Origin of the sequence: Thiorhodovibrio frisius, assembly GCF_033954835.1 — a bacterium.
GTDB classification, from domain to species: Bacteria; Pseudomonadota; Gammaproteobacteria; order Chromatiales; family Chromatiaceae; genus Thiorhodovibrio; species Thiorhodovibrio frisius.
In genome coordinates this window covers 2,835,984-2,859,017 of sequence record NZ_CP121471.1, presented here as the reverse complement: position 1 = coordinate 2,859,017, position 23,034 = coordinate 2,835,984, and the positions used below count along the sequence as shown (strand labels likewise).

Annotated in this window: 19 protein-coding genes; 14 read left to right on the top strand and 5 right to left on the bottom strand. The window is 61.1% G+C overall.

All coding sequences use genetic code 11. From position 1 onward, the window contains the following. Positions 1-191 precede the first annotated feature (191 nt). Complete coding sequence (locus Thiofri_RS13140) at positions 192-881, top strand: cytochrome b/b6 domain-containing protein (protein ID WP_009149777.1); 690 nt, start codon at positions 192-194, stop codon at positions 879-881. Positions 882-969: 88 nt separating this feature from the next. On the opposite strand, the gene Thiofri_RS13135 is transcribed toward Thiofri_RS13140, so the two are convergent. Then, on the bottom strand, positions 970-1,437 hold the full coding sequence (locus Thiofri_RS13135; protein WP_009149776.1) for a c-type cytochrome: 468 nt from the start codon (positions 1,435-1,437) through the stop codon (positions 970-972). A 296-nt stretch (positions 1,438-1,733) separates the two neighbouring features. Further along, entirely contained in the window at positions 1,734-2,591 is an 858-nt protein-coding gene (gene folD / locus Thiofri_RS13130) for a bifunctional methylenetetrahydrofolate dehydrogenase/methenyltetrahydrofolate cyclohydrolase FolD (protein ID WP_009149775.1), read from the bottom strand. Positions 2,592-3,010: 419 nt separating this feature from the next. Between folD and Thiofri_RS13125 the strand changes: the two genes are divergently transcribed. The 4 genes from Thiofri_RS13125 to Thiofri_RS13110 all read left to right on the top strand — a co-directional run bounded on the left by Thiofri_RS13125 (position 3,011) and on the right by Thiofri_RS13110 (position 6,575). Next, a complete protein-coding gene (locus Thiofri_RS13125) occupies positions 3,011-4,213 on the top strand; it encodes a glucose-1-phosphate adenylyltransferase family protein (RefSeq protein ID WP_040857154.1) in 1,203 nt (400 codons plus the stop codon). Between the two features lie 103 nt (positions 4,214-4,316). Continuing rightward, positions 4,317-4,517 (top strand): 50S ribosomal protein L31, encoded by a 201-nt coding sequence (gene rpmE / locus Thiofri_RS13120; RefSeq protein ID WP_009149773.1) that lies wholly within the window; start codon positions 4,317-4,319, stop codon positions 4,515-4,517. Between the two features lie 362 nt (positions 4,518-4,879). Continuing rightward, positions 4,880-6,175: a citrate synthase gene (locus tag Thiofri_RS13115; protein WP_009149772.1), complete on the top strand. Its 1,296-nt coding sequence runs from the start codon at positions 4,880-4,882 to the stop codon at positions 6,173-6,175. A 43-nt stretch (positions 6,176-6,218) separates the two neighbouring features. Continuing rightward, the gene (locus tag Thiofri_RS13110) at positions 6,219-6,575 is read left to right on the top strand and encodes a YebG family protein (RefSeq protein ID WP_009149771.1); all 357 of its coding nucleotides are present in this window, start codon (positions 6,219-6,221) and stop codon (positions 6,573-6,575) included. Between the two features lie 262 nt (positions 6,576-6,837). On the opposite strand, the gene Thiofri_RS13105 is transcribed toward Thiofri_RS13110, so the two are convergent. Both Thiofri_RS13105 and Thiofri_RS13100 read right to left on the bottom strand, forming a co-directional pair. Next, the gene (locus tag Thiofri_RS13105) at positions 6,838-7,071 is read right to left on the bottom strand and encodes a hypothetical protein (RefSeq protein ID WP_009149770.1); all 234 of its coding nucleotides are present in this window, start codon (positions 7,069-7,071) and stop codon (positions 6,838-6,840) included. Between the two features lie 112 nt (positions 7,072-7,183). Then, complete coding sequence (locus tag Thiofri_RS13100; protein ID WP_009149769.1) at positions 7,184-7,489, bottom strand: DUF4342 domain-containing protein; 306 nt, start codon at positions 7,487-7,489, stop codon at positions 7,184-7,186. Positions 7,490-7,568: 79 nt separating this feature from the next. Here Thiofri_RS13100 and Thiofri_RS13095 point away from each other — a divergent pair, with 79 nt between their 5' ends. From Thiofri_RS13095 to Thiofri_RS13065, 7 genes are all read left to right on the top strand, one after another. Next, positions 7,569-9,071 carry a TldD/PmbA family protein gene (locus Thiofri_RS13095; RefSeq protein WP_009149768.1) on the top strand — a complete coding sequence of 501 codons (1,503 nt, stop codon included), beginning with the start codon at positions 7,569-7,571 and terminating at the stop codon, positions 9,069-9,071. Next, the gene (locus Thiofri_RS13090; RefSeq protein WP_009149767.1) at positions 9,068-10,435 is read left to right on the top strand and encodes a metallopeptidase TldD-related protein; all 1,368 of its coding nucleotides are present in this window, start codon (positions 9,068-9,070) and stop codon (positions 10,433-10,435) included. Before Thiofri_RS13095 ends, Thiofri_RS13090 begins: the two co-directional genes overlap by 4 nt. Before the next feature lie 96 nt (positions 10,436-10,531). After that, the gene (locus Thiofri_RS13085; RefSeq protein ID WP_009149766.1) at positions 10,532-11,212 is read left to right on the top strand and encodes a c-type cytochrome; all 681 of its coding nucleotides are present in this window, start codon (positions 10,532-10,534) and stop codon (positions 11,210-11,212) included. A 22-nt stretch (positions 11,213-11,234) separates the two neighbouring features. Then, positions 11,235-11,705 carry a 23S rRNA (pseudouridine(1915)-N(3))-methyltransferase RlmH gene (gene rlmH / locus Thiofri_RS13080; RefSeq protein ID WP_009149765.1) on the top strand — a complete coding sequence of 157 codons (471 nt, stop codon included), beginning with the start codon at positions 11,235-11,237 and terminating at the stop codon, positions 11,703-11,705. Between the two features lie 14 nt (positions 11,706-11,719). After that, positions 11,720-12,346, top strand: a complete 627-nt coding sequence (locus tag Thiofri_RS13075) for a Maf family protein (protein WP_009149764.1) — start codon at positions 11,720-11,722, stop codon at positions 12,344-12,346. Next, positions 12,343-13,797 (top strand): ribonuclease G, encoded by a 1,455-nt coding sequence (rng, locus tag Thiofri_RS13070; RefSeq protein ID WP_009149763.1) that lies wholly within the window; start codon positions 12,343-12,345, stop codon positions 13,795-13,797. The genes Thiofri_RS13075 and rng overlap by 4 nt, the downstream gene beginning before the upstream one ends. A gap of 63 nt (positions 13,798-13,860) precedes the next feature. Beyond that, a complete protein-coding gene (locus Thiofri_RS13065; protein ID WP_009149762.1) occupies positions 13,861-18,183 on the top strand; it encodes a YhdP family protein in 4,323 nt (1,440 codons plus the stop codon). A gap of 196 nt (positions 18,184-18,379) precedes the next feature. Here Thiofri_RS13065 and ltrA read toward each other — a convergent pair whose 3' ends face one another. After that, complete coding sequence (gene ltrA, locus Thiofri_RS13060; RefSeq protein ID WP_009147486.1) at positions 18,380-19,654, bottom strand: group II intron reverse transcriptase/maturase; 1,275 nt, start codon at positions 19,652-19,654, stop codon at positions 18,380-18,382. A 765-nt stretch (positions 19,655-20,419) separates the two neighbouring features. Between ltrA and Thiofri_RS13055 the strand changes: the two genes are divergently transcribed. Both Thiofri_RS13055 and tldD read left to right on the top strand, forming a co-directional pair. After that, complete coding sequence (locus tag Thiofri_RS13055; protein WP_040856048.1) at positions 20,420-21,262, top strand: carbon-nitrogen hydrolase family protein; 843 nt, start codon at positions 20,420-20,422, stop codon at positions 21,260-21,262. A 318-nt stretch (positions 21,263-21,580) separates the two neighbouring features. Further along, positions 21,581-23,023 (top strand): metalloprotease TldD, encoded by a 1,443-nt coding sequence (gene tldD, locus Thiofri_RS13050; RefSeq protein WP_009149760.1) that lies wholly within the window; start codon positions 21,581-21,583, stop codon positions 23,021-23,023. The last annotated feature ends 11 nt before the right edge of the window (positions 23,024-23,034 follow it).

Genomic DNA, 23,034 nt, shown 5'->3' with positions numbered 1-23,034 from the left:
TGGCCCGAATGATAACGCGTGCGCGCCGGCGGGACATGCGGAACATAGCCATAGGAGGCAATGCGTGGTTGCTGGTGGCGGCAACGGGGCTGACGGGGGGCAGTGCATCGGCGTGCCTGTGCTGGAAATGATGGCAGTGACGGGCGACAATAAGGACGAAGCGATAAATTGCCTTGCAAGGAGAAGAATCGATGACGCTGCAATCTATCCGCATCTGGGATGGACCCACTCGCCTGTTCCACTGGTCGCTGGCGCTGCTGGTGCTGGTGGCTTTTTTGACCGGGCTGCAAGGGGGAAATTGGATGGTCTGGCACGAACGCACGGGACTGGCCATCCTGGGGCTTTTGAGTTTTCGCTTAGTGTGGGGCTTTGTCGGCTCGACTTACGCCCGGTTTGCCGACTTTGTGCCGACGCCGGCGCGCATTCTGGCTTACATCCAGGGGCGTTGGCATGGGCTTGGCCATAATCCACTAGGGGCTCTGTCGGTGTTTGCGCTGCTGGCGGTGCTAGTGTTTCAGGTGCTCAGCGGGCTGTTTGCAAACGATGATATCGCCTTCCGGGGCCCTTTATACGATCTGGTCTCTAAAGGAGTCAGTAACGACCTGAGCGGTCTGCACCGTCAGGCCATTTGGCTGATCGGCGCGCTGGTGGCGCTGCATATTCTGGCCGCGCTCTTTTATACCCTGGTGCGGCGGCAGAATCTCATTCGGCCCATGGTGACGGGGATGAAGTCGGTCGAGTCGGCGCAGGCAAAACCGGCCCAAGGTGGCGGTCTGTTGGCCTTGTTGGTGGCGCTGTTGGTGGCCGCGCTGGTGGTTTGGATCGGGGCGGGCGGTCTGTTACCGCCACCACCACCGGCGGCACCGCCGCCGGCCTGGTGACGGACACCCCTGGATGCTCGGCCAGTTGATGTGGCTGGCCGAGTGTTCGCTGAGTTCCAGGGGTTCCGGGGGAGAAAGGCGGGCGGGATCAGTCGTCCTTGCGGAACTGCTTGTGGCAGGCTTTGCAGGACTCGCCCAGAGCGCCAAAGGCCTGCTTGACCTCGGCCTCGTCACCCGTGGCCGCGACTTCAGCCATGTTGTTGGCTGCGGCGACAAAATCTCCCGCGACCTTGCCAACCTCGGCCTGTTCGGTGAAAAGCTCGGGCTTCACGCGGGTTTTGACCCCATTGACGTCCTTGTCCGTGCCAGGGCCGTAGAGTGCGCCCATGCCCGAGTTGGCAATGCCGGCAATGGCTTCAGCGGCTTTTTGTACCGTCTCTTGGTTGTAGTCGCCGCTGAGGCTTGCTTTGATTTTGCCCATGTTCCAGGACATGAATTGGTAGCCGGCCTGGCGGGTTTCGATCTGCTCCTCGGGCTTGAGGTCGGCAGCGATGGCGCCGCCGGCGAGGCTGAGGGACAGAAGGGCTGTGGCTGAAAGAGTGCTGAGATGCTTCATTAGAATCGACTCCGTTTAGTTGAAAAATAGGAGCCGCGACTCGTCGCGGCGATGGAATGCAAGGAACGCCAAGGGTAACGCATTGGCGAAAAATGAAAAGCCTGCGGTGGTGTCCCTTTGGTGTTCTGGGCTGGATTGAACCCCGCCCTGTGACCCCGACGCGCATGGCGAAAGCACGCGCTGGGCTCTACCCTGACGAATATGGGTGATATTGCCGGGAAGTCAATATCTGGCCATGTGCGGGTTGCCATGCCTGGGGACAATCGCGAGCGCAAATGCCGGGGGAATCGTCGGTGTCAGTTTCTGGCGGCCAGCTCTGCGGCTTGCAGGGTGTTTTCAAGCAGGCTGGCGATGGTCATGGGGCCCACGCCGCCGGGTACGGGCGTGATCCAAGCAGCGCGGGTGCGCGCCGCATCAAAGTCGACATCGCCGCACAGGTGCCCGTCCTGATCGCGATTCATGCCAACATCGATCACCAGGGCGCCGGGCTTGATCCAGTCTCCAGGAACAAAGCGCTCGCGACCGATGGCGACCACCAGCACATCGGCCGCGCGGGCCTTGGCGGCAAGATCCCGGGTGCGGCTGTGGCAGACGCTGATGGTGCAGCGCGCGGCCAGTAGCTCCAGTGCCATCGGTCGGCCGACGATATTGGATTGGCCGATGACGACTGCATCCAGTCCTTCGAGCGACTGGCCCGTGTGAGCAAGCAGCGTCATCACGCCCTTGGGGGTGCAGGGGCGCAGCAAGGGCATGCGCAGCGACAGCCGCCCGACGTTGTAGGGATGAAAGCCATCGACATCTTTGGTCGGGTCGATGCGCTCGATCACCGCTTCGGCGTCGATCTGATCCGGCAATGGCAGCTGCACCAGGATGCCATGAATGCGCACATCGGCATTGAGCCGATCAATGAGTGCGAGCAATTCGGCCTGGCTGGTGTTTTCTGACAACTCATGGCGTTCGGAGTGGAAGCCTACCTCGGCGCAGGCTTTGTGCTTGTTGCGCACATAGACCTGAGAGGCTGGATTGGCGCCAACCAGCACCACGGCCAGCCCGGGCCGCGCGGCACCGGCCTGGAGGCGGGTCTCAACCTGGGACTTGAGTTCGGCGCGAATCGCCGCAGCGATCTGCTTGCCGTCGAGAAGCTGTGCGCTCATACGAAAGAGTCTCTAACTGTGAAGGACGCGCCCGCCTGCGGAGAGCGCCCGATGTGACTGGTTGGATGCGGCATGATAGCGTCAGCCGGTTCTGCCGGGAAATCGCGCTGTCATTTTCCACTATTCCGAGCGGACATGGACTTTCGGCTTGTTTCGGGCTACCCAGCCCAAAACCAAAAACACATTTGCTCCTGCAATAAGAATCGGGGCCGTTCCCCATGCACTCTAATGCAGCACCCTTGCCTGCAGAATGGGCATGTTATCCTTGTGCGTTTGAGAGTCGGTCAAGAGTCTGGCCAGCTCGGTCTGGTCCATTGCCCCTTTAAGGTGAAACAGTCGCTTCATTTTCCGGGATGGCCGGGACCATGCGCATTCTGACGCGCGCGACCCTTCCAGGGATAGCCGAAGGAGAAATTGACGTGCCAAGCGAAACCCTAACGTTTCTGGTTGCCACCGAACGTGGTGCGCCCGCAGAACTGACCGAAGAACGAACCAAGGCAGCGGTGCCCTTTGGTGGCAAATATCGGGTGGTGGACTTTTCGTTGGCCAACTGTCTGCACTCGGGCTTGCGCCAGATTCTGGTGCTGACGCAGTATCGATCCCATTCGCTGCATAAGCATTTGCGCGATGGTTGGTCGCTGTTCAATGCCGAGCTTGGTGAATTCATCACCCCGCTGCCACCGCAAATGCGCGCCGATGGCGGCTGGTACCTGGGCCTTGTGGATGCCTTGCGGCAGAACCGTTATCTCATTGAGCGCAATCCAGCGCGCCGTCTGCTGCTGCTCGACGGAGGTGCCGTCTACCGGATGGATTATGCCGAGTTACTGCGTTTTCATGATGAGCAGCAGGCACAGGTGACCGCCGCGCTGCGCACTGTGACAGAGAATTCCGCACCGAGTGCGTACCGTGTGGAGTGCAGCGAGGATCATCGCATCACGGGCTTGCTAGGCCCGATTGGCGAGCATTCGCCAACGGGGTTGGCCCCAATGGGCGTTTTGGTGATCGGGAAAGACTACCTGCTCGAGCAGCTTGACCATCTGGTGCGGGTTGGCAATGGGCATGCGGAGATGGATTTCGTCGCCACGCTGCTGCAAGCTTCAGGCGCAGCGCGGGCGGTGGGGTATCGCTTCGGAGGTGAGCGCGGGCGGGTGTCGCAAGATGGTTACTGGAGCGATCTGGGCTCGGTCGATGCCTATTACCAGGCACACATGTCGCTACTGGAAGCGCGACCGGCGCTGGATCTCTATCAGCCCGGCTGGAACATTCTGACCTATCAGGGCCAGTATCCACCGGCGCGAACCGTCCCGGGGCCCAACTCAGGCAACGAGGGAGTGTTTGTTAACTCCATGCTGGCTTCTGGTGCGCTGATTTGCGGTGGGGCTGTCAACCGGTCCGTGCTGTCCCCCTGTGTCAAGGTCGATGATGGTGCCATCGTGGATGGTGCCATTTTGTTTGACCGGGTCCATGTGGGCGCCGGAGCCGAGCTCAATCGGTGCATACTCGATAAAGACGTGGTGGTCTCGCCGGGGGCGCGCATCGGTTTTGATCGCAAGGAGGATCGCGCGCGCTTTTCGGTCTCGCCCGAGGGGGTGGTGGTGGTCCCCAAAGACGCCCGGGTGTGATGCGCGGCGTTTTGGCGCTTTTCACCTTGGCAAAACATCGGTATACTACGCGGTTTACTGACGTTTCAGTCAGTGCTGCCGATTCCTTCTAAACAGGTGCTTCATGAAAGCGGGAATTCACCCAGAATATCAGGACATCAAGGTCGTTTGCAGTTGCGGAAACGAGTTTTCAACGCGCTCCACGCTCGGCAAGGAGTTGCATGTCGAGGTTTGCTCCGCATGCCATCCGTTCTATACCGGAAAGCAAAAGATCCTCGACACGGCGGGACGGGTTGATAAGTTCCGGCGCAAGTACGGCCGCTGAGGCGGCTTTCCGCAACCCGATTACGGGTTGCATCTTCGCTCTTTCTGTTTCAGTTTCGGCATTCCTGTGTGATGCCGGACTTTTCTGCGTGCGCAAAAAAGACGCTTTTGCCTTTCGCTCTGATGGCTTAGCATAGTCTCGAGAGCATTCCGCCTTGGGTCTGATTCCTGGTCCTAAACCGGAACAGACCCGGGGTGCGAGTTGGCTGTCTGCCTGATCCTTCGCGATGCAGCCCGATGTCGCCTTGATGCGATGTCGCCCCGATCTGATGTCGTCGGCTGCCGCGCGATTGGACCCCGCCCCTAGTGAAGCCTGCCCTTTCTGACCTCAGATTCGCAGCAGTCCGTCCCCAGGAGTCTGTTATGACGAACGAGACGATCACCATTACCAACAATGTCGATGGTACCTGCCACGAGTATCCACTCAAGCAGGGAACCCTTGGACCCTCGGCGGTCGACATTTCCTCGCTCTATCGCGACGCTGGATTCTTTACCTACGATCCCGGCTTCATGGCGACCGCAAGCTGCCATAGTGCCATTACCTTCATCGATGGCGAAAAGGGTGTGCTGCTGTATCGCGGCTACCCGATCGAGCAACTGGCCACCAAGGCGAGTTTTCTCGAAGTGGCTTATCTGCTGTTCTATGGCAATCTGCCCGACGAAAAAGAGCTTGATGATTTCGAAGGGGTGATCATGCAGCACACCATGCTGAATGAAAATCTCAAGAGCTTTCTGGATGGCTTCCGCTACGACGCGCACCCCATGGCAGTGCTCTGCGGTGTGGTCGGTTCGTTATCGGCCTTTTATCACGACTCGATCAACGTGCATGACCCGCACTACCGGGAAGTCTCGGCGCATCGGTTGATTGCCAAGATTCCCACCATTGCCGCAGCCACCTACAAGCACAATGTCGGCGAGCCCATCATGTATCCGCGCAATGATCTGCGTTACTGCGCGAACTTCCTCTACATGATGTTCGCGACACCCTGCGCTGACTATGAGCCGCGACTGATCGCAGAAAAGGCGCTCAATCTGCTGTTTATTTTGCATGCCGATCATGAGCAAAATGCCAGCACCTCGACCGTGCGATTAGCGGGCAGTTCCGGGGCTAATCCCTTTGCCTGCATTGCCGCCGGTGTCGCATCGCTGTGGGGACCGGCGCATGGTGGTGCGAATGAGGCGGTGTTGGATATGCTGGCCGAAATCGGCAGTGTGGCGAATGTCGCCAAATTTATCGACAAGGCCAAGGACAAGGATGATCCTTTCCGGCTAATGGGTTTTGGGCATCGCGTGTATAAGAATTACGACCCGCGCGCCATGATCATTCGCGAGGTCTGCCATCAGGTGCTCGAAGAACTCGCGGATGTGAAAAATCCGCTGTTTGATCTGGCGCTGGAGCTTGAGCGTATCGCGCTGGAGGATGAATACTTCGTTGAGCGCAAGCTTTATCCCAATGTGGATTTCTACTCCGGCATCATTTATCAGGCACTTGGCATTCCGCGCAATATGTTCACAGTCATGTTCGCACTTGCGCGCACTGTTGGCTGGGTATCGCATTGGGCGGAGATGATGAGCGAGCCGAGCATGCGCATCGGCCGGCCGCGGCAGATTTATCACGGCCCGCAAGTGCGCGATTATGTGCCCATCTCAAAGCGCTGAAAAGTAACCCACAAGGTCAAAGTATCCACCGGGAGGATCGACTGTGATTGAAATCGAATACATCGTTAAAGACAACCAGGGGGTTGAGCGCTTGCGAACAGCGGATAAGAAAGAAGCAGACGCCTATGACAAGGCACTGGAAGTCGCCGATCGTCTCGGACAATGGCTGCGCGATGGGCAGGCGGTGCCAAACCTGGCTGACGAGGACCTTGAGGAGCTAACGATTCATCTCGCGCTCAATGCCCGCGTGGTGGAGCGCATTCTCAAGGGCAAGGAGGCCGAGCCGGCATCTCGGCGGGGATCGACTTCAACCGGAGGCCAGCCATCGGCAAACGACCAGGACGGCGATGAAGAAGAGACCCCCAGCGCCGATGTGCGCCCATTGAAGGCCACTGGCTAAGGCGATGGTCGGCGATGATCCAATCAGTCTGCCGTCCTTTTCACGTCGGACTGATCAAGCCTTCTCACTATGACGATGACGGCTATTTGATCCAGTGGGTCAAAGCCTGGATTCCGTCTAATTCGCTCGCTTGCATCTAGACTCAGCAGGGCGCCGGTCTAGGCTATTCAGATGAGGCCATAAGGCCGCTGCATTTCTAGCCTTGGGCCGTTATGAATGGTCAGAGCCGACTCGCGCAACGCGCGAGCGACTTGGCTGGCTGTTACGCGCTTTCTGCGGCAGGCTCCGAGGAAGTCTCTTCGGCGGTTTCCGCAGTCTCTTCAGTGGCGACGGGTTCCGGTGCTTTTTGCTTGGGCGCGGCAACCAGACCTTCGGCAAGAAGGATCGTAGCTTTATCCTCACCGTTAACCGGGCGTTTGCGCGCGTCTGTAACCGCGTAGCGCCCGGATTTCTTTTGGTAGATACGGTGTTCCTTGGTGCGTTTGATTTCTTTCATGTGAGTGCGGTTTTCTCTTTAGGATTGTGTGAGGGGTAGATTGCGTGGTTGCCCGTTCGCTGGGTGGCTGGGACCATGAGCGTTAGTCGAGTGATATCGACTTAAGAAGGCTTTAGTCATCGGAGATGCTGCGTTCCTCGCGCGGTTCGACATTGCGTTGCACGTCCACCTGCACTTTGCTGAACAATGCGGCGATAGCGCCTAACGCCGCGAGAAAGGGTGCGAGCAGAGTAAAAACACCACCGACGGCGACGCCGGCGGTCAGCGGGATGTCCAGCAACGGCGTGCCGTCGGCTTTGCGCACCACCAGGCGCCGCACATTCCCCTCGGCGATGGCGTTTTTCAGGAAGCCGATCAGGTCATGACCAGCGACGGTGACGCGTTCGGTGATGTTAGGATGGGACTTGTTGTGTTGCATACAGGCGACCTGCGGCGATCTGGCGACTTTAACATTCAGGACAGCAGCGAACCGCGAAGTTTAACAAAGAGCAACTGAGATGTCCGCATCATCGACACACCTTTCCCAATCTCATGGCACGAGTCCCACCGCTGATCCGAAAGACCGCCTGATGGCGGTTGCGGCCGACTTTGCCGCCGTGGCCCCAGCTTGCGATTATTGGTCGTTGCGGCTGGTATCCGAGCATTGGGATCGGCTTGAAGTGCGTCAAGATGTACTGGAGCCAACGAACCTTGGTTATACACTTGGCGCCATGGTGACAGTGGTCGCGCGTGGGGGCCTGGGCTATGCAGCCACCAACGATCTCAGTCGGCCTGGGCTGCGCGCCGCCGGTCGATGCGCGCGCGGCTGGGCGCTGCGCCACGCGGCCCATGGCCTGTTTGATTCAAGCCTCTATCCGCGCAGCGGCTTGCAGGCCGACTATATTTCCCCGGTGGCGCAACCCTGGGGCGAGGTGCCGCTGACTGACAAGCTGGACTTGCTGCACCAGGCCAACCAGGCCCTGGCCATTGATGCGCGTATTCTCGACTGGTCGGCCTGGCTCGGCTGGAATGGGGTCGATCAACTGTTGGTCAGTAGCGCCGGGGCGAGTGTCTTTCAGCATCTGGAGTATCTGCATTCCGGGTTGCTGGCGGTGGCCAATGCCGGGGCGCAGACTCAGCGCCGCCGTGGCGGAGGTGCCGACTGGCCAGGGCAGGGTGGCATGGAACGCCTTGATGCCACGGGTTTTCTCGAGCAAGCACCGCAGGTTGCCGAGGATGCGCTGGCGCTGCTCGAGGCACCCGAGTGCCCGGTTGAAACCCTCGACCTGGTGCTGATGCCAAGCCAGATGGCGCTGCAGATTCACGAAAGCATCGGCCATCCGCTGGAACTCGACCGCATTCTTGGTGACGAGCGCAACTATGCCGGGACCAGTTTTGTCACCCCCGAGATGTTTGGTCAATATCGCTACGGTTCGGAGTTGCTCAATGTCACCTTCGATCCGCGCTTGCCCGGTGAGCTAGCGAGCACCATCGCCGACGACGAGGGCACACTGGCGCAATGCGAGTATCTGATTCGCGATGGCATTCTGGAACGCCCTCTCGGTGGCGCGCTGTCGCAGGCGCGCTCTGGGCTGCCGGGCACCGCCAACGCCCGTGCCAGCGGCTGGGATCGCCCGCCTATTGACCGCATGGGCAACATCAATCTGGAGCCCGGCAGCGCGAGTCTGGCCCAGCTGATCGCCGGGGTGGAGCGCGGCGTGCTGATGGAGACCAACCGCTCCTGGTCGATTGACGACAGTCGCAACAAGTTTCAGTTTGGCTGTGAGCTTGGTCGGTTGATCCTCGACGGCGAACTGCGCGGACTGGTGAGAAACCCTGGCTACCGTGGCCGGTCGGCGGCCTTTTGGCGCAGTCTCGACGGCGTCGGCGATGGCGATTCGCGACAGGTTCGAGGCGTGTGCAACTGCGGTAAAGGTGAGCCCAATCAAGCGATTTACGTGGGCCATGCTTCACCGCCTTGCCGCTTCCGTCAGGTCGAGGTCTTTGGGGGTGGCGCATGATCAACGCACGGACAGAACGTCAGCAACTTGAGATCGACGCGCGCGACTGCTTTTATGCAATCGCCGAGCGCCTTCAGGCTGAAGCGCGTGTGGACGAGACCCTATTCTGCGAGCTTGAAGCCGAGCAGTCGGATTTTGTCCGTCTGAACTGCAATCGCATTCGTCAAGCTGGCGAGGTGCGGCACGCGAGCCTCCAACTGCGACTGATTGAGGACGACCGTCAGGCCGAGGCGAGCTGCGATCTCAGTGGCGATCTCGCGCACGATTTTGACCAGGCGCGGGTGTTACTGCGCCAGCTTCGCCTGCGGATACGCCACCTTCCGCCAGACCCGCACCTTCAGTTCAGCGAGGAGCCCTCGCGCAGTGACCGTTGGGCCTCGGAACCTCTGGCCGATGCCGGTGCGGCGGTGGAAGCCATCATGGGAGCGGCCGAAGGGCTTAACTTGGTCGGCATCTGGGCGAGTGGCGAGATCACCCACGGCCTGGCCAGCTCGGTGGGCCATCGCCACTGGCATGTGAGCCGCAGCTTCCATTTTGACTGGAGCTGCCATGGCGCCGATGACCGTGCGGTCAAAGGCTCGTATGCTGGACTGCAATGGGATGCTACGCCGGTGCGCGAGCGACTGGCGTCCATGCGCGAGGAACTCGACATTCTGGCGCGTCCGGCCAAGCGCCTGCTGCCCGGGCGTTATCGTGCCTGGCTCGCACCCATGGCGGTGGCCGAGCTGACCGACATGCTCGCCTGGGATGGCTTCGACCTGAAAAGCCAGCGTACGCGCCAGAGTCCACTGCTGCGCCTGCTCGACGGCGAGGAGCACTTCGACCCGCGTGTCTGCCTGCGCGAAGTCCATGGAGCGGACGGCACCGGCCTATTGCCAGCCTTCACCAGTGAGGGCTTCCTGCGTCCTGAAACCCTGACGCTGATCGAGTGGGGCGAGGCTGGTTCACCGCTGGTGGATGCGCGCGCCGGCAAGGAATATGGCCTGCCGGTGAATGCCGCCAGTGGCTACCCGGAATCCCTGGCCATGGCCTCCGGCGAACTGGCGGCCGATCAAGTGCTCAGTGCGCTCGGCACCGGGCTACTGATTGGCAATCTCTGGTACTGCAACTGGTCCGACCCCAATTACTGCCGGGTAACTGGCATGACTCGCTTTGGCACCTATTGGGTGGAGAATGGTGTGATTGTCGCGCCGGTTGCGCCCATGCGCTTTGATGACAGTCTTTATAGTCTTTTCGGTGATCGCCTCGCGGCCCTTGGCGCCGAGACGCAACTGCTGCTCTCGGCCCAGACCTACGGCGGGCGGTCGCTCGAAAGCACCAGGCTGCCGGGGCTGCTGGTTGACGGGATGGAGTTCGCGCTCTGAAGCTTGCTTATGCCAGCGCAGCAACAACGAGCCTGACGCGCATGGTCGCGACCATCCCAGAAGAAAAATACTGCTGTTTACTGTTAAGGAGTTTCGATGACCTACCAGTCTAGTCGGCGTCTGCTGCGATTCTCGGTTCTTGACTCAAGGCCGTTGCTTATGGGGGTGGTCACCATTCTGGCTTTGGTAATGGGTGTCACGGCACGCGGCGTGATGGCTGCTGAAGCGACAGCTGATGGGGTGTATTCCTATTGCGTTGGCTGTCATGGAAAATATGGTGTTGGTGGCGAGGGTGGACGTTACCCGCGTATTGCCGGGCTACCCCAGCCGTACATTGATGCGCAGATTCATGCCTTTAAGGCACAGGATCGCGACAACAAGCCCATGATTCCCATCTTTAAGCACGTCAATTTCAACGAGGAGGTCATCGACCTGGTCTCGGCATACATCGCCTCCATGTCGGTGCCGAATCTGGGGCTCTGGCCCTATGAGCCCGATCCCGACGCCCTGGCGGCGTTCGATTCGCGCGAAGGCTATGCGGCTGCTGGGAAGCAGGCATACAAGGACCAATGTGCCAGCTGCCATGGCGCGCAAGGGCAGGGGGCGGATAGCGGGGATGCGCCGCCGCTGGTTGCGCAGTATCCGGCCTATCTGGCCAAGCAGATCCGGGATTTCGCCACCGGCGAGCGCAAGCATGCGCATAGCGCAGACTGCGGCGCCCCGGACGCGGCCACGGCAGACGCCATCATCAATCACCTGGTCGAACTCGGTCGCTAAGGCGGCTGGTGACCCTCGACCTGTGCGTATTCATCTGCTGAGTGTCGGGCGCCGCATGCCGGCTTGGGTTGAACAAGGCTTTGGCGAATACGCCAAACGTTTGCCAAAAGAGTGCGACCTGCGCTTGGTCGAGATCGATCCGGTGCCGCGCACCAAGAGTGGAGATCGCGTCCGCGCAATCTCCCTGGAAGGTGAGCGACTGCTGCAAGCCCTGCCCAAGGGGGCCCGGGTCATCGCCCTGGATGTTGGCGGCCAAAGCTGGTCAACCGAGGCCTTGGCTGCGGAACTCAAACGCTGGCTGGCATCGGGCCAGGATGTGGCATTGCTGGTCGGGGGAGCCGACGGTTTGTCTTCTAAGTGCCTGGCGCGCGCAGATGCACGCTGGTCCCTGTCGCCGCTCACCTTTCCCCATCCGCTGGTGCGGGTGATCCTAGCCGAACAAGTCTACCGTGCCTGGACGCTGCTCCAGGGCCATCCTTACCACCGAGGCTGAGAGGAGCCATCACCATGCAACCAATGCTGGTTCTGGCATCCGCGTCGCCACGGCGGCGGGAGCTGATCGCGCAGTTGGGATTGAATTCTCATTGCCTGAGTGCGGATGTGGACGAAACGCCCGCGACTGGCGAGTCGCCCAACCGCCATGTCTTGCGCTTGGCGATGGCGAAGGCGCAGGCCGTCGCTGAGCGGCTTGAGCAGGCTGATGCCCCCTCGAATCAGAAACAATCGCGGTTAATTCTGGCTGCGGATACCCTGGTGATGATCGATGACGACATCCTCGGCAAGCCAGTGGACGCAGCTGACGCGGCGCGCATGATCCAACGCCTATCCGGGCGCTGGCATGAGGTCATCACCGGGGTCGCCCTCTTGGGCTGCCAACGCCAGAGCGTCACTGTGATGACCCGAGTGCTGTTTCGCACCATCGAACCCTGGGAGGCTGCCGCCTACTGGGCTAGCGGTGAGCCAAGTGACAAAGCGGGTGGCTACGGCATTCAGGGACGCGGAGCCCTCTTTGTCGAGCGCATCGATGGAAGCTATTCCAACGTGGTGGGTCTGCCATTGTTCGAGACCGGGAGTTTGCTGGCCGCAGAGGGGCTGACGCCCTGGGGCCCGCGTTTGCAAGAGGCATCCCCATGAGCGAGGAAATCCTGATCAATGTCACGCCGCCCGAGACCCGGGTGGCCGTGGTGGAAAACGGCGTGGTGCAGGAGATTATGATCGAACGCTCCAACCGCTGCGGTTTGGTTGGCAGTGTCTATCGTGGGCGGGTGTGTCGGGTATTGCCCGGCATGCAGGCGGCCTTTGTCGACATCGGCCTGGAGCGCGCCGCTTTTTTGCATGCCTCGGACATCATCACCGCAGAGGGTGAGCCGCGCAGCGAAAACATCAATGAGCTTGTCCACGAAGGTGGGATGATCGTGGTTCAGGTCGTCAAGGACCCGCTGGGCACCAAGGGCGCACGCCTGACCACGAGTATCTCCATCGCGTCGCGTTACCTGGTGTTTATGCCCAGTCTGACCAACACCGGTGTGTCGCAGAAAATCGAAGGGGAAGAAGAACGCAAACGCTTGCGCGAGGTTATTCAGCACTATGTCGATGACAACGCCGTCAGCGGTGGCTTCATCGCGCGCACCGCAGCCGAGACCGTCAGCGATGCGGCCCTGTGTCGGGATATGACCTTCCTGATCAAGCTGTGGGGTAACATCAAGGAGCGCTGCGAGGCCGATGTTGAGGTGGGGCCGGTGCATGACGATCTGCCGCTGCCGCTGCGCGCGCTGCGCGATCTGGTCACACCCGAGGTCGAGCGGGTGCGCATCGACTCGCGTTCGACCCTGGAGCGGGCGCGCGCTTTTGGCGTCAAATACATTCCGGAAGTCGTCGAGCGCATGGAGTATTACGACGGCGAGCGCCCGCTGTTCGATCTTTATGGCGTCGAGGACGAGATCCAGAAATCCCTGCATCGCAAGGTGCAGCTCAAATCCGGCGGTCATCTGGTCATCGACCAGACCGAAGCCATGACCACCATTGATGTGAACACCGGCGCCTTTGTTGGCCATCGCAATCTCGAGGAGACCATTTTCAAGACCAACCTCGAGGCCGCGCAGGCTATTTGCCGGCAGCTGCGACTGCGCAATCTCGGCGGCATCATTATCATCGACTTCATCGACATGACCGATGAAGAGCACAAGCGCCAGGTGTTGCGTGCGCTTGAGAAATGCCTGGCCAAGGACCATGCCAAGACGCACATCACCGAGGTCTCATCCCTGGGGCTGGTGGAAATGACGCGCAAGCGCACGCGCGAATCCCTCGAACATGTGCTGTGCGAGCCCTGCCCTTGCTGCGGCGGGCGTGGCTCGGTGAAAACCGCCGAAAGCACGTGCTACGAAATTTTCCGCGAGATCATGCGCGAGTCGCGCCAGTTCGAGGTCGAAACCCTGATGGTGCTGGCCTCGCAGGATGTGATCGACCGCCTGCTGGATGAAGAGTCCGCCCACCTTGCCGAGCTGGAGGAATTCATCGGTCGCCCGATCCGTCTCCAGGCCGAGGCGCTCTATACTCAAGAACAGTATGACGTTGTGCTGGTCTAGCCGCGCTGGGTTAGGCCTGTTCGTCGGTTTTTTATCTCGCTGCCGGAGGTCTGAGCCCGATCAATGAAGCGCGTAGCACTCGCGGCTTTCTGGCATACGCGGCGGCTCGTCATCCTGGCCGTGCTCGGGCTCGCCGTGGTGCTGCTTCTCGCCCGTGCCCTGGTGCCTTTCGCCGAGGGTCTGCGTGGTGAGCTGGCCACCCATCTGGACGAGCTGCTGGGCATGCGGGTCGAGGTTGGAGCGCTCACAGTGCGCTTTGAGGGCTGGTCGCCGCATCTGACGCTCACCGATGTGACGCTGCGAGGCCGCCTGAGCGACCAGGCCGAATTCAGCGCGCGCGAACTGGTGCTCGATCTGAATCTGTTCGCGACCTGGGGTGCGCGAAAATTGCGTATCGAGGGGCTGACGCTGGTTGGCGCTGAACTCGAGTTGCGCCGCGACATCGAAGGTGGCTTTTCAATCAGCGGCCTGCAAGCGCTTGGGGGCGGCGATGATCCGGGGGGGCTGACGTTTTTCCTGCGCGAAGGGCATTTCGCCCTGACCGATAGCCGGCTGTACTGGACGGACACCTTTTCTGGATCGCCGACCATCGCCGTTGATATCGCCAAGTTCTTGGTAGTCAATCGCGATGAGCAGCACCTGTTGCGGCTCGATGCCTGGCTGGCCGCCGATCCCCGTACCCGTCTCAGTGCGCGCGGACATCTGCGCGGCGCGGCCCAGGACCTCAGCGGCTGGGCCGGTGAGCTCTACACCCGGCTCGACAGCCAGCAGGATCTGTTGTCGCAACTGCAACAGCAACTCTCGGGTGGTGTCGCGCTCAGTCTGTCAGGTCTGCGGCTGGAAATCTGGTCGCGGATCGATGCCGGGCGCCTAGTGGCCGTGCTGGCAAAATTGCGTGCGGATGCCCTGAGTGCCAACCGGGTGGCGACTGCTGATCAGGCATCTCGCGCCACGCCGGCACCGGCAGCGGCACCGGCTCCGGCCTTGACGCTGGACGGGCTGAGCGCTCTGGTCCAGTGGTCGCGCGAGGGGGCGACAACCCATCTGCGAGTGGCTGATCTGCGCGCGCATGGGCTGGGAACGCATCCGCTTTCCATCGGTCTGTCGTTGTCGCCCGTTGCGGCGACATCGGTGCCTGCCACCGATACCACGCAAGCCACCAGTGCAGGGAAAGTGCCCGCAGCGGATGAACAAGCCAGCGGCGCGCGAGGCTCCAGGCGGTTGTCGGGTGGGCTTGGTGAAGCTGAGCTCTCCGTTCTGCAACAGCTCGCGCGCCTGACGATGCCTGAGCTGATGGCCAAACTCCCGCCCAATCTGGTGCAACAGCCGCTCGCCGGGCGCCTTGAGCGCCTAGTCTTCGCGCTGGATCTGCCTGCGGAGGAATTCACCCCGACCGATTGGCGCATTAAAGCCGAACTCGATGGACTTGGGGTGGAACAAGTCCAGGGCTGGCCCGGAGGGCGCGGCCTGCAGCTTGAAGTTGATGCCGAGCCTGAGCGTGGTTTCGCCCGCATCGGCATGCGTGAGGGGACTTTAGACCTGCGTCCGCGACTGGCGGAACCTCTCGCGGTTGATCGCCTGGACGCACAGCTTGGCTGGCGCATTGAGCCATCCGGTGAGCTGCGCCTGCGGGTGCCGGATGCGCGCTTGCGCACGTCAGACCTGGGTGCCGAGCTTGCCGCCGAGGTGCGCCTGCACAGCTCGGCGAGTCCCGATGTCGATCTGCATCTACAGTTGCGCGATGCGGATGCCAGCGCTGTCGGCCGTTATCTGCCAGTGCGGGTGCTGGACCCGCCGCTGGTGGCCTGGCTCAATCGCGCCGTGCGCGGTGGGCGTGTGACCGAGGGCGATTTTCTGCTGCGCGGGCGACTGGCGGATTTTCCCTTCGACGAGCATCAGGGACGCTTTGTGATGGACTTGCAGATCAGCGACGGCACTCTGGATTATTCCGCGCCGCGCCCGGGTGTCAAGCCACGCCCGCGCTGGCCGGCGCTGGAGGGTCTGAATGCCGAGGTGCGCATTGTCAACCGGCGCCTGGACATCAGCGTCGATGGCGGTCGTTTCCTCGACAGCGCCTTGCTTGGCGGCTCAGCCAATATTCCCAACCTCTGGAAACCGGAGCGAATTTTCATCAAAGCGCGCGGGCAGGGGCCCTTCGCCGATGGTCGTCGGGTGCTGCTTGAGACCCCACTTGAGGCTCAGCTCGGGCGTCTGGCGCGCGCCTTCGAGGTGGACGGCAAGCTCGGCATCGCGCTCGAACTCGGGGTGCCTTTTCGGCGCGGCGCCGAGGTTGACTACCAGGGCGAGCTCGAGTGGCGATCAGAGGCCAGCGCGCGCCTCGACTTAGGCGAGGGGCGCGAGCCGATTGCCTTGCGCGACATCCAGGGGCAGCTTGGCTTTTCCAATCGCGGTGTCGAAGCGCAAAACATACAGGCACGGCTGGGCGAACAGACCATCTCGGTGGATGTAAAAACGCAGCAGCCCGATGCTGGGCAGGGGGCGGCGCTCACTCGGGTTGAGGCGCGCGGGCAGGCACCCTTGCAAAGCCTGGTGGAGAGCTTCCCCAGCCCGATCTGGGATCTGGTGGCGGGCGATCCAGACTGGCAGCTCGCGGTCAGTCTGTCGAATCAGGATTTTTCCAGCACCAGTGCGCCGATTAATCTGCAACTCAGCTCCAACCTCAAGGGTGTGAGTCTGAAACTGCCAGCCCCCCTTGGCAAGGGCGCCCAGGCAGAGATGCCATTGCGTCTGAGCGCCCAACTCGTCGGACAAGGCTTGCAGCGCCCCGCACTGCAACTGGGGCCGCTCAAGGCGCGGCTGGCACTTCGCCAGGCGCAGGGGCAGCCGCCACGGTTGCGCGCGGTGGCCGTCGCCTTGAATGCCGAGCCACCGGCGCCACCGCAGTCGCGCGAGATCAGCCTTAGCGGGCGTTTGGCTTCGTTGAAATTAGGGCCCTGGATCGACTGGTGGAAAGCGCATCGCACCCAATTCGGGCAGGGCCGAGAGGCGCTGCCAGTGCGCTCCAGCGGCATCGAGATTGGACGCTTGAATCTGGGCGTGCTTGAGTTTCGCGATCTGACCGCCAAACTCGCGCCGCGCGCCGACGGCGGCACTGAGGTGCGCTTCAACGCACGCGACAACACCGGTGTCATTGGTCTGCCGCCGGTTGGCTCCGCTGCGCCGCTGCGGGTCGAACTGGAGCACTGGCGGCTTGAGAGTCCGGATTCTGTGGGGCTGGCCGATGCACCTGTCGCACAAGCCAGACCGGCAGGTGCGGGTATCGATCCGCGTCGGCTCGGGCCGATTGACATCCGCGTGGAGCGGCTCGCGTGGAATCAAACTCCACTCGGCCGGTTTCGGGTTCGCCTGCGGCCCAATGGTGCGGGAGTGGACTTTCAGGAGCTGCAACTGACCGGTGCCTTGATCAATGCCCAGGGGCAAGGAAGCTGGCAGAGCGATCTGGCCGGTGGGTTTCGCACTGCGGCCAGTGTGCAAATGAACAGCCCCAATGCCGGGGAATTACTGCGCAGGCTCGGGTTGTATCAGGGGCTTGATGGCAGCAAAGCGCAGATCAGCGCCGATCTCGAGTGGCCCGGTGACCCGGCGGCCTTCGGGCTGGCGCGCGCACGCGGTGCGGTGGAGGTCGATTTCAAAGCTGGTCGTCTGCTGGAAGTGGAGCCAGGCGTGGGGCGCATGCTCGGCTTTCTAAACGTCGCCGCGATTCAACGGCGTCTGAGTCTGGATTTTCGTGATGTGGTGGATGAAGGCTTCAGTTTTGACCAGGCCAAGGGGCGCTTTGTGGTGGCTGATGGCCTGGCACGCATTGAGCGTTTTACACTGCTGTCGTCGACTGCGGATATCGGAATTTCCGGCACCACCAATCTGGTCAAGGAGACGCTTGAGCAAACCGTTACGGTCACGCCCAAGATCGGCTCGGGCCTGGCCCTGGCCAGCGCCCTTGCTGGCGGGCCGCTGGTGGGTGCTGCCGTGCTGCTGGCCGATAAGGTCACGGGCGGGGCGGTCAATCGGTTGACGCAGTACCAGTACCGAATCACCGGCCCCTGGCGCGAGCCAAAGGTCGAAAAGCTTGGGTTGACGGTCAATGACAGAATCGAGCAGGCAGGTTCGGCCACCAGTTCTGCGACGGGGGTCAGGTCTGCGCCAACTGGAGATGTGCCACCCGGAAATGCGCGAACCGGAAATGCGGCAAGCAGAGATGCCCTAACCAGAGATGTCCCAACCAGAGATGTCCCAACTAGAGATGTCCCAACTAGAGATGTCCCAACTAGAGATGCACCAACTGGCACGTCGCCCACTCCGCGATCAAGCAGATCGGAGCAACCAGCCCGTCGCCAGCCGGAGAACCTGTTTCTTGAGAATTTCTGACTGCGCTCTGTTGGTCGCGCGCTGCTGGCCATCTTCTTGCGGGGTGCAATCAGTGTGACAATGGCTTGACCATTCCAAGACATCACGGTAGGACGGCCAGTTACCCGGCCGCCCCCGTACAGATCCCGGCGTGCGGAACTACCGCACCGGGCTCCTCGAAATGATTCGCTTCGCACGCGGCAACATTGCAGAATACTCAGAAGCTGTGGCAGATTCGTGGTCGCTCAAGCTTGAACACCTTGATCAGTTCGGCAAAGCCCTTCCAGTTGTAACTGCGCCGCTGACTGCGGCGATTCAGCTCCCGGTAGAGCATGCGTGTGACATGGTAGAAAAAGTCACCCAGGCTGTCGGAGTTGCCTCGGATACCGTAGTAATTGTAGTACCCGCGCAGCTTCGCATTGAGAGCCGCGAAGAACTTGTCCTTGTGCATCCGGCAGTGTGCCCGACACCAGTCTCGAAAACTGGCCAGGGAGGCGCGGTATTTCTTCCGTGCCGTGCGCCGTTTGAGCGCGGGTTTTCCCCAACGCCCTCGTCCCCAGCGAAACTCGAATCCGAGAAACTCAAAGGTGCCGTTACGCGTCCAGTCCTGACGCGAGAACCGCAGCAACTGCGTTTTCTCTTGCGCGACTTCCAGCCCGAACCGCTCCATCCGCAACCCAAGCACCCGATAAAAGCGCTGGGCGTCGAACTCACATTCAAACGCGCACACAAAATCGTCGGCATACCGACAGAGGTACGCTTTCCCTTTGCAATGTGTCTTGACCGTGTTCTCAAACCACTCATCTAGCGCGTAGTGGAGATAGATATTCGCAAGCATCGGGGAGATGATCCCGCCCTGGGGCGAGCCTGTCTTGGGATGCTGAACCGCGCCATCTGGCTCCAAAACGCCGGCCTTTAACCACTTGCGAATCAGCCGCAAAAAGGGTTCATCGTCTATCCGTCGCTGCAACAGTTCGATCAGTGTATCGTGATCGATTCGATCAAAGAATGCGCGAATATCCGCCTCGACCAGGAAGTGATAACGCCCGCTTCGCAGCTCGGCGCTCAGGTCTCGCACTGCATCCAGGGCACCAACCCGAGGTCGGTAACCATAGCTACAGTCCAGAAAGTCCTGCTCATAAATCTCTTCCAGTATCTTGGTAACCCCCATCTGGAGCACTTTGTCCGCGATGGCCGGAATCCCCAATGGCCTCAACTTTCCGTTGAGCTTGGGGATGTATCTTCTCAGTACCAGCTTGGCCCGATACCATCCCCCTTTGACCGCCGCCGCCAGTGCTTCTACATTGTCCTGAAGGTTGGCTTCATAGGCGCGGGCATCCAGTCGGTCGACACCGCTGGCCGCACCTTTGTTAATCAGCCGCCAACAGGCCAGAAGATAGCTGACGTTGAGCAGGCCAAAGAGGTTGCGGAATCGATGGGCCTTGTCCGATGCCGCCTTTTTCGCTATTCCCAACAGGGAGGTTTGCTTCATGGTCCAGCCCGTCGTGTCTGGGTGAAGTGTCCTTTGTTGGCTGCATCACTTCGCCGACCCCTTTCCCATGTACGCGGCTCTCCCGCGCTCGGAGTACTATGAGTCGGTCTGACTCCCCATCCGCTTCCGGCGAACCTTCCTTCTCGGTCAGTTGCGCTTCCCCGGTCGGTCGGCTCTAGGCTTCGGTCTAATTCCGTTTCGGGGTTTCCCCCTGTGTGTCTCAATAACCGCATGCCTTACCTCTCCCGCCGGGAGCTGATGGGGTCTCCCAAGTTCTCGACGCTTCTGTGCTTGCATGCCAGGCGCTCGGACCCCGACAGACCCTCGGGACTCTCGCCGTGAACGACCTTAGGGCAACGTTTGTTTTCTCTGTTTGCTGCCTGGTTTCCCGGCAGTGCCACAATATCTTGCCCATCGTCGTTCTATTGAGTCCTCTGTGTTGGCTTCCAGGTCGTTAACCCTGTCGCCGTCTGCTTTAATGCTTTTAACGAGGCTGAAATCGCTTCAGGGTGGTGCGTACACCCCTCTGGCCTACAAGTTTCTCTATGTACGCTTCACCTCTTTTGTTCACGATAGCACCAGTCTCCTGACCAGTGCGTCGCTATCCGCCAGAGGCGCAACACGCGATACGGGTGGGTGGCTAGCCCTTACCCGACCGGGACTTTCACCCGGCAAGAAGCGCCAAGCTTCGCTTGGCGCACTAATCGACGAAGCTTGGCGCATGCGGCCATTTCGACAAAACTTCCCGATAGCGAGCCCAAGGCTATGAGCAAACCAATGCGTGCTGCGGCCATCCAGATGGCTGCGGGTCCGAGTGTGGATTCCAACCTGATTGAAGTCGAGCGCCTGATCAAGGAGGCGGCCGAGATGGGCGCCAACCTGGTGGTGCTGCCCGAGAACTTTGCCTTTATGGGGAAGAAGGATCAGGATCAGCTCAGCATCGCGGAGTCGCCTGGCAATGGCCGCTTGCAGACGTTTTTGTCGTCCACGGCGGATCGCCTGGGCATCTGGCTGGTCGGCGGCACTATCCCGCTGCAGGCATCCGTGCCTGATCGGGTGCGATCGGCTTCGCTAGTGTTCGATGCCTCGGGCCAGCAGGTGGCGCGTTATGACAAAATGCATTTGTTCGATGTCAGCCTGCCGGGCTCGGAGGAACGTTATCACGAGTCGGCCACTCTGGAGCCGGGCGATGCTCTAGCGGTGGTGGAGACGCCGCTTGGGCGCATGGGTGTGGCCGTCTGCTACGATCTGCGCTTTCCTGAGCTGTTTCGGCAGATGCAGGATCATGGCGTCCAGCTTCTGGCCATTCCGTCCTCCTTTACGGCGCTGACCGGCAAGGCGCACTGGGAGGTGCTGGTGCGCGCCCGCGCGATTGAGAATCTCGCCTATGTGATTGCCGCAGCTCAGGGTGGCTACCACTTAAACGGTCGCGAGACCCACGGACACAGCATGATCGTCGATCCCTGGGGCGCGATTCTGGCCCAAGTGCCGCGTGGTGCCGGCGCCATCTGCTGTCCGCTCGATGCCGGTTTTCAGCAGTCAGTCCGGCGCAGTTTCCCCGTGCTGGATCATCGGCGTTTGAAATGTTCGCTCAGCGTCGACACCTAGGCTTTCTGACGGTCAATTAGAACGATTTTGGTCCGGGTGACAGCCACGGGGGATGCCGTGAATACCTCCCTGTAGGCTTCCCGGCGGCGTCCTGCCGCCGAGACCCCCGTGGCCGTCACCCGGCCCAAAACCGACAACCAGTTTGCGATTGGTATATCTCGGCGGTCGCTGGTAGCGGCGCATGGATTTGCCGAGGCGGGATTGACGCCTTGGCATGGGATTTCGCGCAAATCACCCAAGGTGTTAGCGTAGAATGTGCGTTTTCGCGCTTCTGTTTGCGCCCTTTTTTAGCACAGTTTGTAGGCTCTCATTGTACGAATGAATGACACTTTGACTCTCGCCCGTGATCGCATTCTGGCCCCGGTTGGCCTGGCTGATGGCGACCTTGACCGACTGATCGGCGCCCTGCGCAGCCCGCGGGTGGATGCCGCCGATATCTACTTTCAAAGCAGCCGCCTTCAGTCCTGGACGCTGGAGGATGGCATCATCAAAGATGGCCATTTCAATATCGAACGCGGCGCCGGCCTGCGTGCCATCAGCGGCGAGAAAACCGGCTTTGCCTACTCCGATGAGCTCGAATTTCCCGCCCTGGCCCAGGCAGCGGATGCCGCCCGTGCCATCGCGCGTGCGAATGCCGAAGGGCAGGTCAGCATCTCACCCGGTGCCGCCGTGGCGCGACGCTACCAACCTATCGACCCCATCGACAGTCTGCCCGATGGCGACAAGGTCGACCTCCTCAAGCGTGTGGATGCCGAGGCGCGTCGCTGCGATCCGCGCGTCAAGGAGGTGATCGTCAGCCTGGTTGCGGTGCAGGACACCATTTTAGTGGTGCGCGACGATGGCCTGATGAGCGCTGATGTGCGCCCGCTGATGCGGTTGAACGTCAACGTCATCGTCGAGCAAGCAGGGCGGCGCGAACAGGGCTCCATGGGCGGTGGTGCGCGGCGCGACCTCGGCTATCTGCTCGAAGAGGACCGCGCGCTGAGCTTCGCGCACGAGGCCGTTCGCCAGGCATTGCTCAAGCTCGATGCGGTTGAGGCACCGGCTGGCAGTATGCCGGTGGTGCTTGGCAACGGCTGGCCGGGCGTGCTGCTGCACGAGGCCGTCGGCCATGGGCTGGAAGGGGACTTCAATCGCAAGGGCACCTCGGCCTTCTCCGGTCGCCTGGGCGAGCAGGTGGCTGCCAAAGGCGTGACCGTAGTGGATGACGGCACCCTGGATGGGCGACGTGGTTCGCTCAATATCGACGACGAAGGCGAGCCGACCCAATGCACCACGCTGATCGAAGACGGCATTTTGGTCGGCTACATGCAAGACCGACTCAACGCCCGCCTGATGAAAGTGAATCCCACCGGCAACGGCCGGCGCGAGTCCTACGCCCATCTGCCGATGCCGCGCATGACCAACACCTACATGCGCCCCGGTCAGCATGACCCCGAGGAAATCATCGCTTCGGTCGAACGCGGGCTTTACGCGGTCAACTTTGGCGGTGGGCAGGTGGATATCACCTCGGGCAAGTTCGTGTTCTCAGCCAGCGAGGCTTATCTGATTGAAAACGGCAAAATCGGCCGTCCGGTCAAAGGTGCCACCCTCATTGGCAATGGTCCCGATGTCCTGACCCGCGTCAGCATGGTGGGTCATGACCTGGAGCTGGACCCCGGCATTGGCACCTGCGGCAAGGACGGGCAGAGCTTACCTGTCGGCGTTGGTCAACCCACACTCAAGATCGACAGCCTGACTGTTGGCGGAACCGAGGCATAAGGTGAGCCATT